At 56.5% G+C, this 16979-nt stretch carries 12 protein-coding genes and 2 tRNA genes; 10 read left to right on the top strand and 4 right to left on the bottom strand.

From position 1 onward, the window contains the following. The first annotated feature begins 63 nt into the window (after positions 1-63). The 3 genes from KP702_RS12875 to KP702_RS12865 are packed head-to-tail and all read left to right on the top strand — an operon-like array spanning position 64 to position 3828. Complete coding sequence (locus tag KP702_RS12875; protein ID WP_202208113.1) at positions 64-1542, top strand: paraquat-inducible protein A; 1479 nt, start codon at positions 64-66, stop codon at positions 1540-1542. Next, positions 1539-3209: an MlaD family protein gene (locus KP702_RS12870; RefSeq protein ID WP_215751035.1), complete on the top strand. Its 1671-nt coding sequence runs from the start codon at positions 1539-1541 to the stop codon at positions 3207-3209. The genes KP702_RS12875 and KP702_RS12870 overlap by 4 nt, the downstream gene beginning before the upstream one ends. A 4-nt stretch (positions 3210-3213) precedes the next feature. Further along, complete coding sequence (locus tag KP702_RS12865) at positions 3214-3828, top strand: membrane integrity-associated transporter subunit PqiC (protein WP_202208115.1); 615 nt, start codon at positions 3214-3216, stop codon at positions 3826-3828. A gap of 79 nt (positions 3829-3907) precedes the next feature. On the opposite strand, the gene nusG is transcribed toward KP702_RS12865, so the two are convergent. From nusG to KP702_RS12850, 3 genes are all read right to left on the bottom strand, one after another. After that, a complete protein-coding gene (gene nusG, locus KP702_RS12860) occupies positions 3908-4438 on the bottom strand; it encodes a transcription termination/antitermination protein NusG (protein ID WP_046900219.1) in 531 nt (176 codons plus the stop codon). Between the two features lie 9 nt (positions 4439-4447). Beyond that, a complete protein-coding gene (secE, locus tag KP702_RS12855; RefSeq protein WP_232309136.1) occupies positions 4448-4702 on the bottom strand; it encodes a preprotein translocase subunit SecE in 255 nt (84 codons plus the stop codon). 62 nt (positions 4703-4764) lie between these two features. Continuing rightward, positions 4765-4841, bottom strand: a tRNA-Trp gene (locus KP702_RS12850). A 174-nt stretch (positions 4842-5015) separates the two neighbouring features. Here KP702_RS12850 and KP702_RS12845 point away from each other — a divergent pair. From KP702_RS12845 to KP702_RS12815, 7 genes are all read left to right on the top strand, one after another. Further along, positions 5016-5089, top strand: a tRNA-Gly gene (locus tag KP702_RS12845). A gap of 505 nt (positions 5090-5594) precedes the next feature. Beyond that, positions 5595-6167 carry an ATP synthase F1 subunit delta gene (gene atpH / locus KP702_RS12840; protein WP_064274294.1) on the top strand — a complete coding sequence of 191 codons (573 nt, stop codon included), beginning with the start codon at positions 5595-5597 and terminating at the stop codon, positions 6165-6167. Further along, positions 6167-7702: a F0F1 ATP synthase subunit alpha gene (gene atpA, locus KP702_RS12835; RefSeq protein ID WP_046900218.1), complete on the top strand. Its 1536-nt coding sequence runs from the start codon at positions 6167-6169 to the stop codon at positions 7700-7702. The genes atpH and atpA overlap by 1 nt, the downstream gene beginning before the upstream one ends. A gap of 9 nt (positions 7703-7711) precedes the next feature. Next, a complete protein-coding gene (locus KP702_RS12830) occupies positions 7712-8599 on the top strand; it encodes a F0F1 ATP synthase subunit gamma (protein WP_046900217.1) in 888 nt (295 codons plus the stop codon). 21 nt (positions 8600-8620) lie between these two features. Continuing rightward, the gene (gene atpD, locus KP702_RS12825) at positions 8621-10084 is read left to right on the top strand and encodes a F0F1 ATP synthase subunit beta (protein ID WP_099213283.1); all 1464 of its coding nucleotides are present in this window, start codon (positions 8621-8623) and stop codon (positions 10082-10084) included. A 5-nt stretch (positions 10085-10089) separates the two neighbouring features. Next, on the top strand, positions 10090-10506 hold the full coding sequence (gene atpC, locus KP702_RS12820; protein WP_046900215.1) for an ATP synthase F1 subunit epsilon: 417 nt from the start codon (positions 10090-10092) through the stop codon (positions 10504-10506). Positions 10507-10631: 125 nt separating this feature from the next. Further along, a complete protein-coding gene (locus KP702_RS12815) occupies positions 10632-16643 on the top strand; it encodes a DUF4011 domain-containing protein (RefSeq protein ID WP_215769136.1) in 6012 nt (2003 codons plus the stop codon). A 108-nt stretch (positions 16644-16751) separates the two neighbouring features. Here KP702_RS12815 and KP702_RS12810 read toward each other — a convergent pair. Then, the coding region (locus tag KP702_RS12810) for a hypothetical protein (protein ID WP_215768686.1) at positions 16752-16979 on the bottom strand (228 nt) is incomplete at its 5' end.

Raw genomic sequence — 16979 nt, 5'->3', positions numbered from 1 at the left:
GTGGGCCACTTCGTGCTGGCTGCACTGTCTTATGGCGGCTCCATGCGTTAGGTTAGGAGCGTCATGACTGACCGTTTTCATAAACGTCTTTGGCAGAATGCCGTCAATCTTTCCCGGAGCCCGCAGCGCCCACGTGCGGCGTTGCATGTCGTGGAAGGTCTGCACGAATGCTCTGTCTGTGGGTTGTTCCAGAGAGTTCCGGAACTCAAGCCGGGTTTCCTGGCTGAGTGCGAGCGATGTGGTGCGCAGATTGTGCGGCGGCGCAAGACCTCTGTCATCGGAGCGCCCGCTGCTTTCTGTGTGGCTTCAGCAGCGCTCTATATTGCTCTTTTGATCAGCCCCCTCATGACGCTAAATGTCTATGGGCGTGAGAACACGGTTGCCCTGATGTCTGGTCCTATCGAGCTGGCGCATCAGGGCTACAACACCATGTCTTTCTTGGTTGGACTGACAACTCTGGCCATGCCGGGGATTGTCATTGCTCTGATGGGAGCTGTGCTGTACGGCGCATCTCGTCCCCATATGCCGGATTGGACCCCAAGACTTTTGACCTGGTATGACCGCCTTCGGGGCTGGTCCATGGTGGAAGTCTATGTCCTGGGCGTTCTGGTTGCCTATACCAAGCTGGTTGATCTTGCTCTCGTTGATTTGCAGCCAGGGGTATACCTGCTGGGTGGCCTGATGCTGACGATGGCTGCCATGGATTCCACCTTCGATGATGACCTCATTTGGAATAACCGCGATTTGCGGAAGAGGGTGGATGGTCATCGCGGGCGTGTTCTGGATGTCACCCATCTGGATGCCCATGAAGACGCGCTTCCTCCTGTTGAGCACATGCTCTCCTGTCACGCATGCGGACTGGTGGTCGCCTTCGATCACCCTGTCTTGCAGGAGGCTGATATGGGAGATTGTCCGAGGTGTGACCAGATTCTGCGGCGGCGTAAAAGGCAGAGCCTCGCATCGGCAACCTGTCTCCTGATTGCAGGCGTTATTTTCTACATCCCGGCCAACATGTTGCCGGTCATGACCTACACAAAGGTAGGCTCGGGGGCGCCCAGTACAATTATCAGTGGTGTTATCGAGCTGTGGCAGGCTGGGATGGTGCCTCTGGCCCTGCTGGTTCTGTTCGCCAGCATTACCGTTCCGGTGCTGAAAATTCTGGCCCTGAGCTTTATGATCATCAGCACAAAGCTGCGATCCCGGTGGCAGTTGCCACTGCTTGGGAAGCTTTATCGCATGGTGGACATTATTGGACGTTGGTCGATGATCGACGTTTTTATGATCTCTATTCTCTGTGCGGTCGTACATTTTGCCTTTCTGGCCAATGTTGCTGCCGATCCCGGAATGATTTGCTTTGCACTGGTCGTGATCCTGACCATTTTTGCCGTGGAACTGTTTGACCCTCGGTCAATGTGGGATGCGGCCGGTCTGAACAGCTCCGTCCCCACGGATGCGGCGGGCCGTACTCTTCCTGACAAGCGGGCACCCGATGGCCCCGTTCCTTCTTCTGATACCTCTCATATGGAGCCTGAAAGCGCGTGAGCGATTCCCGAAATGATCGCGGGCAGCAGCCGGCCTTTCCGGAGGAAGCTCCGGTACGCCGGACCCGCTTCTCCCTGATCCTGCTAATTCCGGTTCTGGCCATTCTGATTTCTGGCTGGCTGGCCTGGAAGCATTTTGCCACGCGTGGACCTGAAATCACGATTACCTTTGATACAGCGGATGGCCTGACTCCCGGCCAGACGCAGGTCAAGAACAAGGCCGTGACGTTGGGTACTGTTCAGGAAATTACCCTGAGCCGTGACATGCGCCATGTGAGCGTCAAGGTTCAGATGAATGCGAATAGTGCTCATATCCTGACGGACAGCACACGCTTCTGGGTCGTGCGGCCACGTATTAACGGTGCAAGCATTACCGGGCTCGATACACTGATTTCCGGTGCCTATATTGCCATTGATCCTGGAACATCCGGACAGCACTATCAAACCGAATTCCGCGGCCTTGAAGCTGCTCCTGGCGTTCGTTCTGATCAGCCTGGAACAACATTCTGGCTTGTGTCGCCAGCTCTGGGCTCCCTGGGCGAGGGAGCTCCTGTCTTCTTCCGGGATGTGCCTGTTGGTGATGTGCTCGGTTATACCATGCCGCCAGGCGGCGAGGGGCCGATCGTTGTGCAGGTCTTCATCAAGGCTCCATATGACCACTACCTGCGGACCGACAGCCGCTTCTGGAATGTCTCGGGTATTCAGGTTGGTCTTGGTGCGGGTGGTCTGAAGGTTCAGATGCAGTCGCTGCAAGCGCTGTTTTCCGGCGGCGTGGCGTTTGGCCTGCCGGATAACCGAAATGCCATTAATGCTCCGGTCGCGCCTGCAAACTCGGTTTTCAAGCTCTATACCAGTCAGGCTGACGCAGAGAGTGCCCGGTATCATCAACGTCTTCGTGTCGTGACGTATATCGACACGTCCGTGAAGGGGCTGGCTGCCGGAAGTCAGGTCAGCCTGTTTGGCTTGCAGGTTGGTACGGTTACGTCCGTAAAGCTGCAGATGCCCTCTCCGCAGGCGCACCCGAAAGTGCGTGTGGAAATGCAGATCGAGCCTGAGCGCATGATGCCGGAATGGAATGAAAGCCAGCTTGCGCGCGCCAAGGAATACCTTGCGGCGTTTGTGGCCAATGGTCTGCGCGCTTCTGTGCAAAGTGCCAGCTTCCTGACGGGTGAGTCTCTGATCGGACTACAATTCGTGAAGAACACGCCACCTGTCACCATGACGTATGAGGGTGACATAGCAGTGCTGCCCAGTCAGCCAGGTGGCATGGATGGGATCATGGAATCTGTTTCCACCATCACAGACAAAATTGCCGCGATGCCGCTTACGCAGATTGGTGAGCACGTTAATGACCTGATCGCTCATGCGGATGGTCGTTTGAACAGCCGTGAGGTGACGCAGTCTCTGGTTGCCCTGCGTAATTCTCTCCAAAATCTGGACGCCTTGAGCAAAAACGCAAATCAGCATCTTCCAGAGCTTATGACTGCGCTGCAAGGAACTCTGACCAACGCCCAGACTCTTCTGGGGGCCTACGGTGGAGATACGGATTTCCATCGTAGCCTTCAGGGTATGATTACACAGATGACGCAGATGGCGCGCTCGCTGCGCTTTCTGACGGATTATCTGGGACATCACCCATCAGCACTCATTACAGGCCGCAGGAACTGACCCCATGGCAAAATATTCGTCTTTTCGTATGCGCCTTTTGTCCGTGGGATGCATGGTTGGTTTATCGGCTGCTCTGGCAGCCTGTAGCAGTGACCCCACCCTTTATACGCTGTCACCCATATCTGGAGCGGCTCAGGGCGGTGGACCAGTCGTCGTAGAGGTCCGGACGCCTGTTGTCCCTTTGCGTCTCGATCGGGATACGATCGTCCGGCAAAATCGGGATTACCAGACCAAGCTGGCTACGGGTGATAGCTGGAGTGAAGCGCTTCCCGATATGATTGCTCAGACGCTCACGACTGATTTAGCGCAGCGTCTTCCGGGCACGGCGGTCGTGTCACAAGGAGATGCGGTGACAACAACCCCGACAGCTTACGTAGAGGTGACGATTCGGAACTTCGAAGCTGATTCAGTGGGGCGGGCCTATATCACGGGGGCAGTGTCTGTTCACCCTGCGCAAAAAATGATTGGTCCCGTTTTGACTGAAGCGTTTGCCTGGCAATCTCCTGAGAGTGCGCAGCTTAATACCGGTAAGCTGGTGGCATCTCTCAGTCAGGGGCTGTCCGTTCTCGCGGATCATGCGGCTTCCCGGCTGCGATCACTTCCCTCCACAAGCCGGTAAGAGGGACTACTTGAGGCAATAAAAAAAAGGCTCCCAAATGGGAGCCTTTTTTTTATTCATATCGTCTCAGCAGAAGAGATTAGAGCTTCTCAACCTGCGTGAAGTCCAGGTCCACCGGGGTCGAACGACCGAAGATGGAAACGCTGACCTTGAGACGCTGACGTTCTTCGTCCACTTCCTCGATCATGCCCGTAAAGGACGTGAACGGGCCGTCTGCAACGCGGATCTGCTCGCCGATCTCGAAGGTGAGGGCAGAACGTGGACGTTCCACACCTTCCTGAGCCTGCTTCATGATCCGGTCTGCTTCTGCAGCCGTAATCGGGGTTGGGCGATTACGCGTTCCCAGAAAGCCGGTGACCTTGGGGGTGTCCTTGACGAGATGCCATGCATCATCTGTCAGTTCCATCTTCACAAGAACGTAGCCCGGGAAGAACTTGCGCTCTGAATTGACCTTACGGCCCCGGCGCATTTCCGTCACGTCTTCAGATGGGACAAGGATCTGCTCGAAATGGTCAGATAAGCCCTTCTGTGCAGCCTGCTCCTGAATGTGGCTCGCGATCTTTTTCTCGAACCCGGAATAGACATGCACAACATACCAACGTTTTGCCATGCTGCGGACCTAGCCTCCAACGCCAAACAGCTCGCGGACGCCCAGGCCAATGACCTGATCCACGATGAAGAAGAAGATGCAGGTCACGGTAACCATGGCAAGCACCGCACCCGTCGTAATGAGGGTGTTACGACGTGTAGGCCACGTAACCCGCTTGGCTTCGTTGCGCACGTCTTTGATATACGTGCCCAGATTGAAGCCGGATCCGTTTTTATGAGGCGCCGTCTTACGCGACTCGTCTTTCGGGGTAGTGACCGACACCATCGTCCTCGAATCAAATGAAAATCCGCGTCCCGGTGCCGGAAAAGCTATCCGGTAAAGCGGGGTGGCAGGGGCGGAGGGTCTCGAACCCACAACCTTCGGTTTTGGAGACCGACGCTCTAGCCAATTGAGCTACGCCCCTATCATCGGGGGTACCACAAAGACTGTGATACACCAACGACAGTGGGGCGGAAAAGATAATGTTCAGAGATGAAAGTCAAGTACCCATAAGCATCTAGGTTCATATTTTTCATTTCTGGCATTCCCCCTCTTGCGAGGATGCTGAGGAATGGAGTATGACACCGGCAACCTAAGGGCGGGCGTAGCATAGTGGTAATGCAGTAGCCTTCCAAGCTTCTGAGGAGGGTTCGATTCCCTTCGCCCGCTCCAGCAGGTTCCCCAAAAAAACTGATCCAAGCGACTAATCAGAGCTGGGTATTTCGTATGTGCCTTTTCTGCTCTGCCAAGCGTCTGGCCGCAGTTCCTGTGAGCTGATTGCATACTCCGCAACTCTCTTGCTCGATGCCCGGCGTTTTATCTCTGCCTGAACACAGTCCCCAATGATTGTGAAGCACTTCCGCAAAATTGTAGAAATTCTGAGCTCTCCCTGACAGCAGCAGGCTGGCATGCGCGCTACTGTTTTTGGGAATGAAGAATTTGCCTGCAAAGAGCAGTGTTACGCTGAAAAATTTAGTTGTGCGGTAAGGTTGTAGCTCTGCCTCGGTTGCACTGGATCATGGGGACGTGCTAGAGGCGGCGCCAAGTGGAGGACCGGGTTCAGACGAATCCTGCGTAGGGTCGTGTGTGCCTGAATCCCAACGGATTTGGAAGCAAGGGACCGGATAAGCCGGTTCCGGCCGCATCCTGCGGCGGAAAAGTGAGACGGAACACGCGTGTGACGGTGACACAGGTGCCGCAGATGGGACCCACAGGTGGCTTGGCTCAACGCTATGCCCGAGCGCTTTACGACTATGCCTCAGAGCAGGGAGCGCTTTCTGATGTGCTGGCTCAGGTTCGGGGACTTCGCGATGCGATTTCCCAGAGTGCTGACCTGCGGACGTTCCTTGCGGACTCCCGCCTTGATGCGCATCGTTCAAGCAAGGTAGCTGGTGCCCTGACCGAGAAACTCGGTTTCGGAGATGCCGTCCGTCGCTTCGTCGGCGTGATTGCTGCTAACCACCGTCTTGCTGATCTCGCTTCTATTCTAGATGGCGTGCTGGCCCTTGATGCGAGCCTCCGCGGCGAAACCGTTGCAGAAATCCGCTCCGCTCAGCCTCTTACTGACATGCAGCGCAGCCAGCTTCAGGGCCGTCTGGCCGAAGCGGGTTACAGCCGCGTGTCCATGATCGAACGTACAGATGCCTCCCTGATTGGCGGCATGACTGTACGTGTCGGTTCTACATTGTTTGATACTTCGATCGCCGGGCGCCTGACTCGCCTGCAGAACGCCATGAAGGGAGCCGCGTGATGGATATCCGTCCCGCTGAGATTTCGGACATCCTCAAGCAGCAGATCGCGTCTTTCGACAAGGTCGAGACCGTTTCCGAGACGGGCACGGTCCTGTCGATTGGTGACGGCATTGCTCGTGTTTACGGCCTGACGAATGTCATGGCTGGCGAAATGGTCGAGTTTGAAGGCTCTGGCCTCAAGGGCATGGCGCTGAACCTCGAAGCCGACAACGTCGGTATCGTGATTTTCGGTGATGGCGACGAAATCCGTGAAGGTGACACGGTTCTTCGCACGAAGTCCGTTGTTGAAGTTCCGGTTGGCAAGGGGCTCCTTGGTCGCGTTGTTGACGGCCTTGGTAACCCGATCGACGGTCGTGGCCCGCTGACGGACGTCGAATATCGCCGCGCTGAAGTGAAGGCTCCGGGCATCATGCCACGTCAGTCGGTCAGCGAGCCGATGCAGACGGGCATCAAGGCCATTGACGCTCTGGTGCCGATCGGGCGTGGCCAGCGCGAGCTGATCATTGGTGACCGTCAGACCGGTAAGACGGCGATCCTGGTTGACACCATTGTGGCCCAGAAGCCTGTCAATGCCGAAGGCGACCCGAAGAAGTCTCTTTACTGCATTTATGTTGCAGTTGGTCAGAAGCGCTCCACGGTTGCAAACCTGGTTCGTACGCTGACGGAGCAGGGCGCGATGGAATATTCCATCGTCGTTGCCGCCACGGCTTCTGATGCTGCACCAATGCAGTATCTGGCTCCCTACACGGCTTGCGCCATGGGTGAGTACTTCCGTGACAACGGCATGCATGCTCTGGCTTGCTACGATGACCTGTCGAAGCAGGCTGTTGCATACCGTCAGATGTCACTGCTGCTGCGCCGTCCGCCGGCACGTGAAGCTTTCCCGGGTGACGTGTTCTATCTGCACTCCCGTCTTCTCGAGCGTGCAGCCAAGATGTCTGATGCCAACGGCGGTGGCTCTCTGACGGCTCTGCCAGTCATCGAGACGCAGGCTGGTGACACGGCTGCATACATCCCAACCAACGTGATTTCCATCACCGACGGTCAGATCTTCCTTGAGACGGACCTGTTCTACAAGGGTATCCGCCCGGCTGTGAACGTCGGTGGTTCTGTGTCCCGTGTGGGCTCGGCCGCTCAGATCAAGGCGATGAAGCAGGTTGCTGGCAAGATCAAGCTTGAGCTGGCTCAGTATCGTGAAATGGCTGCGTTCTCGCAGTTCGCTTCCGATCTGGATGCTGCAACGCGCAAGCAGCTTGATCGTGGTGCACGTCTGGTCGAGCTGCTGAAGCAGCCTGAGACGTCCCCGCTTCCGGTTGAAGAACAGGTTGTTGTTCTTTTCGCTGGTACCCGTGGATATGTTGATCCGATCGCCGTGGATAAGGTTGTGGCCTACGAGGCTGCACTGCTGACGGAAATGCGTGGCGCTGGCGCCGGTATTCTGACGGCCATCCGCAACGATCGCCAGATCAAGCCGGAGACGGAAGGCAAGCTCAAGGAGCTGCTCGAAGCTTTCGGTAAGCGCTTTGCAGCCTGAGGATAGTCCATGGCTTCGCTGAAGGAACTGCGCGGTCGGATCACGGGCGTCAAATCGACGCGCAAGATCACGAACGCCATGAAAATGGTCGCAGCATCCAAGCTGCGACGCGCCCAGTCCCAGGCTGAGGCGGCTCGTCCCTACGCCGAGGCCATGGGCCGCATGATGGCGGAACTGGCAGCGGCAAGCCGCGGCGCTGACGCGTCCAGCCTGCCGACGCTGCTGGGCGGTACGGGTAAGGATCAGGTCCATCTTGTTGTGGTCCTGACTTCGGATCGTGGTCTGGCGGGTGGCTTTAACGCCAACATCGTTCGGAGTGCGCGTCAGCTGATCCGCACACTGCGGGATGAGGGCCGGACAGTGCGTCTTCTGCCGGTTGGCCGTAAGGGTGCTGATATTCTTGCAAAGGAATATCCGGATCTGGTGGTTGAGCGCGTGGCAGGGACGGAAGGCCGTGACGTCGGTTTCGACAAGGCTGAGTATGTGGGCAAGAAGATTGTCGCCATGCTTGAAGCCGGCGAGATTGATCGCTGCACGCTGATCTACAACCGCTTCGTCAACGCGATGACGCAGATTGCCATCCAGCTCCCGCTGGTGCCTCTGTCCGTCGCGGAAAATGACAATGCGGCGCCTGCCGAGGCTGCCCAATACGAATTCGAGCCCGATGAGGCTACGCTCCTGGCCAATCTTCTGCCACGCAATCTTCAGGTGCAGATTTTCTCTGCCCTGCTGGAGAGTGCAGCAGGTGAGCAAGGTGCACGGATGACGGCTATGGACAACGCGAGCCGGAATGCCAGCAAGGCAATCGACCGTCTGTCCCAGAAGTACAACCGTACGCGCCAGGCCAACATTACCAATGAACTGATCGAGATCATCTCCGGCGCAGAAGCCGTTTGAGATCACGCAGGAGACGAACCGATGTCTGAGACTCTTAACCCTTCTGCCCCGGCTGCAAATAACGTCGTCGGCCGTGTCACGCAGGTGCGTGGCCCGGTTGTTGACGTGCAGTTCGAAGGCGATCTTCCGTTTATCCTGAACGCCCTTCATGTTCAGAACGGCGATCACACGCTTGTTCTGGAAGTTGCACAGGAAATCGGTGAGCGTCAGGTCCGCTGCATTGCCATGGACACGACGGACGGCCTGAGCCGTGGCGCTGAAGTCCGTGACACTGGCAAGCAGATCATGGTTCCGGTTGGCCCGGCTACACTTGGTCGTATCCTGAACGTCATTGGCGAAGCCATTGACGAACGTGGTCCGATCGTTAGCGACAAGTATTTCCCGATCCATCGCAAGGCTCCGTCCTTCGAGGAGCAGGCTGCTGCGTCCGAAATTCTCGTAACAGGCATCAAGGTCGTTGACCTTCTTTGCCCGTACCTGAAGGGCGGCAAGATTGGCCTGTTCGGTGGCGCAGGCGTTGGCAAGACCGTTATTATTCAGGAACTCATCAATAACATCGCGAAGGCACACGGTGGCGTGTCCGTGTTCGCAGGTGTGGGTGAGCGTACCCGTGAAGGTAACGACCTGTATTTCGAAATGCAGGACGCTGGCGTTATCAAGATCGCTGAAGACGGTTCCACGGAAGGCTCCAAGGTTGCTCTGGTCTATGGCCAGATGAACGAGCCGCCGGGAGCACGTGCCCGCGTTGCTCTGACGGGTCTGTCACTCGCAGAATACTTCCGTGACGAAGAAGGTCAGGACGTTCTGTTCTTCGTGGACAACATCTTCCGCTTCACGCAGGCTGGTTCGGAAGTGTCCGCTCTGCTGGGCCGTATTCCTTCCGCCGTGGGCTATCAGCCGACGCTGGCAACGGAAATGGGTGCCCTTCAGGAGCGCATCACGTCCACCAAGAAGGGCTCCATCACGTCCGTTCAGGCCGTGTATGTTCCTGCTGACGATCTGACCGATCCGGCGCCTGCTGCGACCTTTGCTCACCTTGATGCCACGACGGTGCTGAACCGTTCGATCGCAGAAATGGGCATCTACCCGGCTGTTGACCCGCTGGACTCCACGTCCCGCTCGCTTGACCCGAAGATCGTCGGTCAGGAACACTACGACATCGCTCGTAAGGTTCAGCAGACGCTTCAGACCTACAAGGGTCTGCAGGACATCATCGCGATCCTGGGCATGGATGAGCTGTCTGAAGAAGACAAGAAGATCGTTGGCCGTGCACGTCGCATCCAGCGCTTCCTGTCCCAGCCGTTCCATGTGGCTGAAGTGTTCACGGGCGCACCTGGCAAGCTGGTTGCTCTGGAAGACACGATTCGTTCCTTCAAGGCCGTTGTAAACGGTGAATACGATCACCTGCCAGAAGGCGCGTTCTACATGGTTGGCGACATTGACGAGGCCATCGCCAAGGCCGAGAAGATGAAGCAGGAGGCCTGATCCTGATGCCCCTACGCATCGAGATCGTCAGCCCGGAAAAGCGCCTTGTTGACCGTCAGGTCGACATGGCGGTGGTCCCGGGCATGGAGGGCGATATTGCAGCCATGCCGGACCGTGCACCGCTGATGCTTCAGCTGCGTGGTGGCGTCGTGGCCCTGTATGAAGGCGACAAGATCGTCGACCGTTATTTCGTGGGCGGTGGTTTCGCAGATATGGGCGCAGAGCACTGCACCATTCTGGCAGATTCTGCTCAGCTCATGAGCGAGCTGTCTGCGGATGATGCCCGTGATCGTCTGCGGGATCTGGAAACCACATGGGCCCAGATCGAGCCGAACGATACTGATGCGCATGACCGTCTCAGCCGTGAAATCCAGAGCGTTCGCGCTGAACTGGAAGCTGTTGAAGGTCCTGCTTCAGTCTGAGGCTGAACGCAGCATCTATGAAAACAGGAAGAACCCACCCGGTCAGTTGACTGGGTGGGTTTTTCTTTGTCCGCAAGCTTCCTGTATGCTGCCGTCCAGACTTTACCAAGTGATGGTGGCGCGTAATGACGGACTCTTCTCCTGACACAGAAATTATGTCCGAGGGCGTTGATCTCGCCCCTGTAGAGGCAATCGAATGTGCAGGGGATGTAATAGATGCAGAGCGGGAAGAAGGCGCGACATCTGAACCAATTGCAGAAGATATCGTCGAGCTGACGGTTGTCGTCCGGGAGAGCGTCAGTAGTGCTCTCTGGGAAAACAGCGTCCCAGTTTTGCTTGAGCTTGCGGTTCGTAATCTTGCAGATCGGGATCTCTCAGATGTTGAGATTACGCTGCATTCCAAGCCCAGTGTGCTCCGAACAACCTCCTGGCGAATTCAGTCTCTCGGAATGGGACAGTTTCGGGCGTTAGAGCGCCTCGATGTGGAACTGGATGGCGCCTATCTCGCCTCGCTGAGTGAAGCAGCGCGCGCTGAAGTTCATTTTACAGTCTCGGAGGTACAGCCCCATGGTGCGCGGGCAACGCTTCTCGAACGCGTTCTTCCTCTGACTGTCCGCTGCCGGAGCGAATGGGGCGGATTACAGGGGCTGCCCGATCTGCTTGCTGCCTTCGTTCTACCGAATGATCCTGCTGTCGCAAAAATTCTCCGTTCAGCTTCTCTTCTTCTACAGCAGGCCGGCCACAGTGGCTCATTGGAAGGATACCAAGGCGGTCGAAAGCGGGCGTGGGAACAGGCACAGGCGATCTGGTGCGCAATCGCTGGCTTAAACATTACGTATGTCAGTCCCCCGGCCTCTTTTGTGGAGGCTGGCCAAAGGGTGCGTCTTCCCACTCAGATTGTGGAAGACCGACTGGCGACTTGTCTGGATACAGCCTTACTGTTTGCGTCCTGCCTAGAAGCCGTTGGCTTGCGGCCATTACTGATCATGCTCAAAGGCCACGCGTTTGCTGGTCTATGGCTATCTCGAGAGCAGTCTGGAACCTCAGTCATTCAGGATCTGCCTGGACTGCGGAACAGGGTAGCCCTTGATGATGTCTGTGTGTTCGAGACAACGCTTGTAACGGCAGCGTCTTGCCCGGATTTCGCAAAGGCATGTGAGCGTGGGCTTGCCCAGCTTCAGGATGATGGTGAAGCCTCGAAATTTGAAGAGGTCATAGACGTCCACCGTGCCCGACTGCGCCGCATTCGGCCGTTGTCATCGCTTTTGCCTAATACTGATCCGGCCGAGAGCGATGATGTAGAGACTTCTGCCACGCCTCAGTTGAAAGCAGCGCCTGATCTCCGGGAAGAACTCGGAGACCATGAAAACGAAGAGACACCGGAATCCCGTTTGGATCGCTGGTGTAAGCGGCTACTGGATATTTCAGGCCGAAGCCGCCTTCTGAACCTGCCACGCTCTGAAAAGCAGATCATCGAGATCTGCTGTGCAGATCCGGGAAGGTTGGAAGACCGTCTGGCAGAAATGCGGGGAGGGGAACGGAAACCAGCGCTCAGGCTTCGAGCTCGTCCCGAACTGATGGATGGGTCTGACCCGAGGAGTGCTGTGCTCCATCAGCAGCGTCATCATGACGATCAGCACAGGGCTATTGCCGCAGAGGCTCTGGAGCACGGTGAACTGCTGGTTGCCCGGGATGAAGCTGGCTTACAGTCCGCTCTTACAGAAATCTATCGCAAGGCGCGTGCGGCTGCGCAGGAAGGAGGGGCAAACACACTTTTCCTGACTCTGGGAGAACTTGTGTGGGAACCTCGTGGGCGGGATCGCAAGACGAGAGCCCCATTGATTCTGGTCCCCGTTATTCTGGAACGTAGCAGCATTAACGCTCCATTCCGCTTGCGCGCCCATACAGACGAAAGTCGGGTGAATGGCAGTCTTCTGGAAGTTCTTCGGCAGGATTTCGCCATGCGGTTTCCTGAACTGGAAGGAGAGCTTCCTCAGGATGAGGCTGGCTTGGACGTTGCGCGCATCTTTGACATTTTCCGTGCAAAAATCCGCCAGCTCCCGCAATGGGAAGTGCAGGAACGTGTCAGCCTGACCACCCTCTCTTTCGCCAAGTTCCTCATGTGGAAGGATTTGCAGGAAAGACGGGACGCGTTGCGTATTAACCCGGTTGCCAGTCGTCTGCTGGATGGGGTTTTAGAAGCTGATAGCACCGGAACTGGCTTCTCCACGGCCTTGTTCGAGGAGCAAAAATCGCTGGATAACGCTCTGGATGAGGCTTCCCTGCTTTGTCCCATGGAAGCTGACTCGTCCCAATTGACCGCCGTTGCCCGGGCGGCGGCGGGTGAAAACTTTGTCCTGATCGGTCCGCCGGGAACCGGCAAAAGCCAGACGATTGCCAATATCATCGCTGATACGCTGGGACGGGGTAAGACGGTCCTGTTCGTCGCAGAAAAAAGAACTGCGCTGGAAGTCGTACGGAATCGTCTGCGTTCTGTAGGGCTGAGTGAGTTCTGCCTGGATCTGTTTTCGCCTCAGGCTGGGCGCGGCGCAGTGCTGGAACAGTTTCAGCAGGTTCAACTGGTCAGGGAAGAGTTTTCAACAGCAGAATGGACCTCGGCCCAAAGCCGTCTGATGGCAGTCCGCCAGGATCTGAATGCCTATGTGCAGGATCTGCATAAGCGGTGGAGCAACGGATGGACTCCCTATCAGGCCATAGGCGTGGTTCTGGAGGCTGATCGTAACGGCACTTATCCGCTTGCTCTGAAATGGTCAGCTGCAGACGCCCATGCTGAAGCAGACTGGGAGTCGCTTAAGAATGCGGCCAGTCTGTTGGCGGGACTCTATGAGCGCTTCGGGCGGGATGCCCTGTCGCCTCAGTTGTCGGGAATAGAGCAGGAAGAGTGGACGTCTCGCTGGCAGGATCAGATCCTTCAGCAGAGTCAGGCCTTGAGAGGGCAGATCGATGTGCTGTCTCAAGCAACGGATGATCTGTGCCGCGTACTGGGTTTGACTGGAACTGACCGATCATTGGCCCAGCTCCATCGACTCCAGTCGTTCTGTGCTCTGTTGTATCGACCGGAAGCGGCCTGGGGAGCATGGTCCCTTTCCGAAGATGCGCAGGACAAGGCTCAGGTTGTTCTTGCAGAAAAAGAACGGATTGCACGTCATTACACTCTGGAGCAGGGGCTGGCTGTGCGTTGGAGTGATGCGAAAACACTCCCGTTGGAAGACTTGCATCGTGAGTGGAAGGACTCCGAAGACAAATGGCTTCTTTCGCGCAGGAGTGCTCAGAAAGCTGTACGCCGCCGACTTGAAGCGAGTGCGAAAGGCGTCTTGCCGGACGACTTGAGTGATGAGCTGTCCCGGCTTCTGGAGCTGTCTGCGCTGGAACGCGACCTGAAGGGAGCCCCTCATAGGGAGTTTGTCGGTTCTCTCTGGAGTGATGTGACGACCGATTTTGGCAAGATCGAAGCCGCTCTGCTCTGGGGAGCTGAGATTCGCGCCGCATTGGCAAGCTGCGTCCCGGATCTCGCAGGATTGCTCTCTGTGAGACGGCAAATCCGGGAGCTGCTGACAGAAGGGCGTGATCTTCTTGCAGAGAGTGGTCCGGTAGGTCTGAAAATTGCGGGGTTCAGGAAGGCACTTTTGGCTGCTGAGGAAAGCCTGAGCCTTTTGGCTGACCTGGCGGGAAGTCCTCTTCTTGCAATCGAGCCAGATGGCGAAGACTGGCTGCTGCGTTTGTCTCAACATCTGACTGGCTGGCTTGAGCAGGGTAAGAATCTGCGGGACTGGTGTGCGTGGCGAAAGGCCTGTCACACATCTGAGCGTCTGGGACTGGGTCCGTTAGTAGAGGCGCTTGTGGCAGAGCGCGTGGCTCCGAAAGAGCTTCAATCCGTTCTGACTGCCGCTTATGCCCGATGGTGGTTGGCAGCAGCCGTTGATGAGCAGCCACGACTGCGCGGTTTTGTTGCTGCAGCGCATGAAGAACAGATCGAGCGCTTCAAGACGTGGGATGGTGATGCTGCCAGTCTGGCAGGGCGTCTGATCCGGGCAAGGCTCTCAGGTAATATTCCTGCTCAGGACGTTCGGCGGCAGGACTCACAGTATGTGATGATTCATCGTGAAGCGCAGAAGAAAGCCCGGCATATGCCGATTCGTCAGTTGGCTGCTGCTGCACCCCGGGCGGTGAGAGCGCTTACGCCCTGCTTCATGATGAGCCCTCTTTCCGTAGCGCAATATCTCCCCCCGGACAGTGAGCCGTTCGATCTGGTCATTTTCGATGAAGCCTCGCAAATCCCGACATGGGACGCCATCGGGGCCATCGGACGTGGCCGACAGGTGATCGTGGTCGGAGACCCCAAGCAGCTACCGCCGACCAGCTTCTTTGCACGAAGTGAGAATGAGGACGAAGACGGCGAACTCTGCGATATGGAGTCCATTCTCGATGAGTGTCGTGCGGCTGGTGTGCCGGAAATCACGCTGAAATGGCACTATCGCAGTAGGCACGAGAGCCTGATCGCGTTTTCCAACAGTCAGTATTATGGCGGCGATCTCATCACGTTCCCCTCGAACGTGACGCAGGATCGAGCTGTTTCTTTCCAGTTTGTGGAGGGTGGCAACTACCAGAGAGGTGGCAGCAGAACCAATCCCGCAGAAGCCAGAGCTGTTGCGGATGCTGTTGTAAGGCATTTGAAGACTGCCGGAGAGAAATCCGTTGGCGTCGTAACGTTCAACGGAGAGCAGCAGACACTGATTACTGATCTGCTGGAAAAGGCCCAGATGGAGGATTCCTCGCTGGTGCCGTTCTTTAGCGAAGAGTGCCCGGAACCTGTCCTGATTCGGAATTTGGAAAATGTGCAGGGCGAAGAGCGGGACGTGATGTTCTTTTCCCTCACCTATGCGCCGGAGCTAAAAGGGGCGCCTTACGTTTCGTTTGGGCCGTTGAATCGTGCGGGCGGTGAAAGACGCCTCAACGTCGCTGTGACGCGGGCGCGTGAAAAACTGGTTGTTTTTGGTTCCCTGCGCGCTGAACAGATCGATCCGTCCAGAAGCTCTGCAGAAGGTGTACTGCATCTTCGGAAGTTCCTGACTTTTGCAGAGCACGGTGCAGGTGCACTTGCTGGTTTGCATCAAGGGTCAGTCGGAGAAGAAGAAAGCCGCTTTGAACTCGAAGTCTCGGCGTTGTTGCGTCAGCGCGGATGGGATGTTCGTCCCCAGATAGGTGTCTCCCGCTTTCGGATTGATCTGGGCGTGGTGGACCCGGACATGCCCGGAAGCTTTCTTGCGGGCGTCGAGTGCGATGGCGCGACTTACCATCGCAGTGCCACCGCGCGTGATCGCGACAGACTGCGTCAGGCCGTTCTGGAAAATCTTGGCTGGGTGATTTTCCGTGTTTGGTCGACTGACTGGTGGCTGAATGCGAACCGCGAGGTGGAACGTCTGGATCAAGTCCTAAAGCTGAGATTGGAAGCCGTACGAGAAAGCCGACTTAGTCTTCCGGTCGAGGAGCCAGATACTGAGGTCCAGGAAGTGCCGGAGACTGAAAGCGCTTTCGTAGAAGAGCCATCTCTCTACGCGGGGTTTGTCCCTCATGACACGAGCGCTGCTGTGCCTGCTCCCTATATTCCGGAGGACGATAGTGAAGAGGCATTATCGGCACAGCCCGATGCGGCGCGTTTCACAGATGATGACTATCTGCCGGTTCTGCAGTCTCTGATTCAGCAGGCTCTTTGTGAGAAGGGGGTTCTGCATGAAACGGCCCTGATCCAGAAAATCGCGAGACAACATGGTTTCGCGCGGGCGGGACGACAGATCCGGGAGCGAGTTCTCACAGCCATCCCTGATGGCGTGGGAAAAACTACCGAAGACGCTGGAACCTTCTTTTGGCAAACAGAAGACGTTGTCTGCGATCCTGAGAGCGTCTTGAAGCGAGACTCTGGAGAGAGTGTTGATCCTGCTCAGGTTCCGATGTCGGTTCTAATGGCCTTGGCCAAGGAGCAGCAGGACAAAGGGCTTGGAGAAGAAGAGGGTATCGGAGAGATGCGAAAAGCCTGCGGATTAGGGCGTGTCGGGGCGGCGAGCAGGCTGCGTTTCCACGACGCATGGCTTTCTGCGGCGGCAAACATAGAAAACTAAGGAAAAAGGGACGCCAGATGATTTTTCTGGCGTTTTTTTTGATTTTTTTAGTTTTGTTTTGTGAATGGAAAGTGTGTGTAAGGGGGGAAAGTGTAGGAAATCTGTGGGTTAGTTGTGTGGATAAGTATCGTATGATGATTGTTTGACAGTGTTGGGTGGTGGCCGTATAAGCCCGTTCACCGACGCGGCGGGGCCTTCTTCGAGGGCTTGGCCGGGGCGGTTTGAGATGATGATCTTTGAAAATTGAATATGGAATTGGAAGGGATATGTTGGCGGCGTTTTGGTGCTGCTGGTTTTGGGATTATTTTCCTGAGACCTGAGTGTCGAACGTTTAGA

The sequence above is a fragment of the Gluconobacter sp. P5B12 genome, from assembly GCF_018812035.1.
Classification (GTDB): Bacteria; Pseudomonadota; Alphaproteobacteria; order Acetobacterales; family Acetobacteraceae; genus Gluconobacter.
The sequence above is the reverse complement of the archived record's forward strand: the minus strand, read 5'-3'. Positions and strand labels throughout refer to the sequence as shown.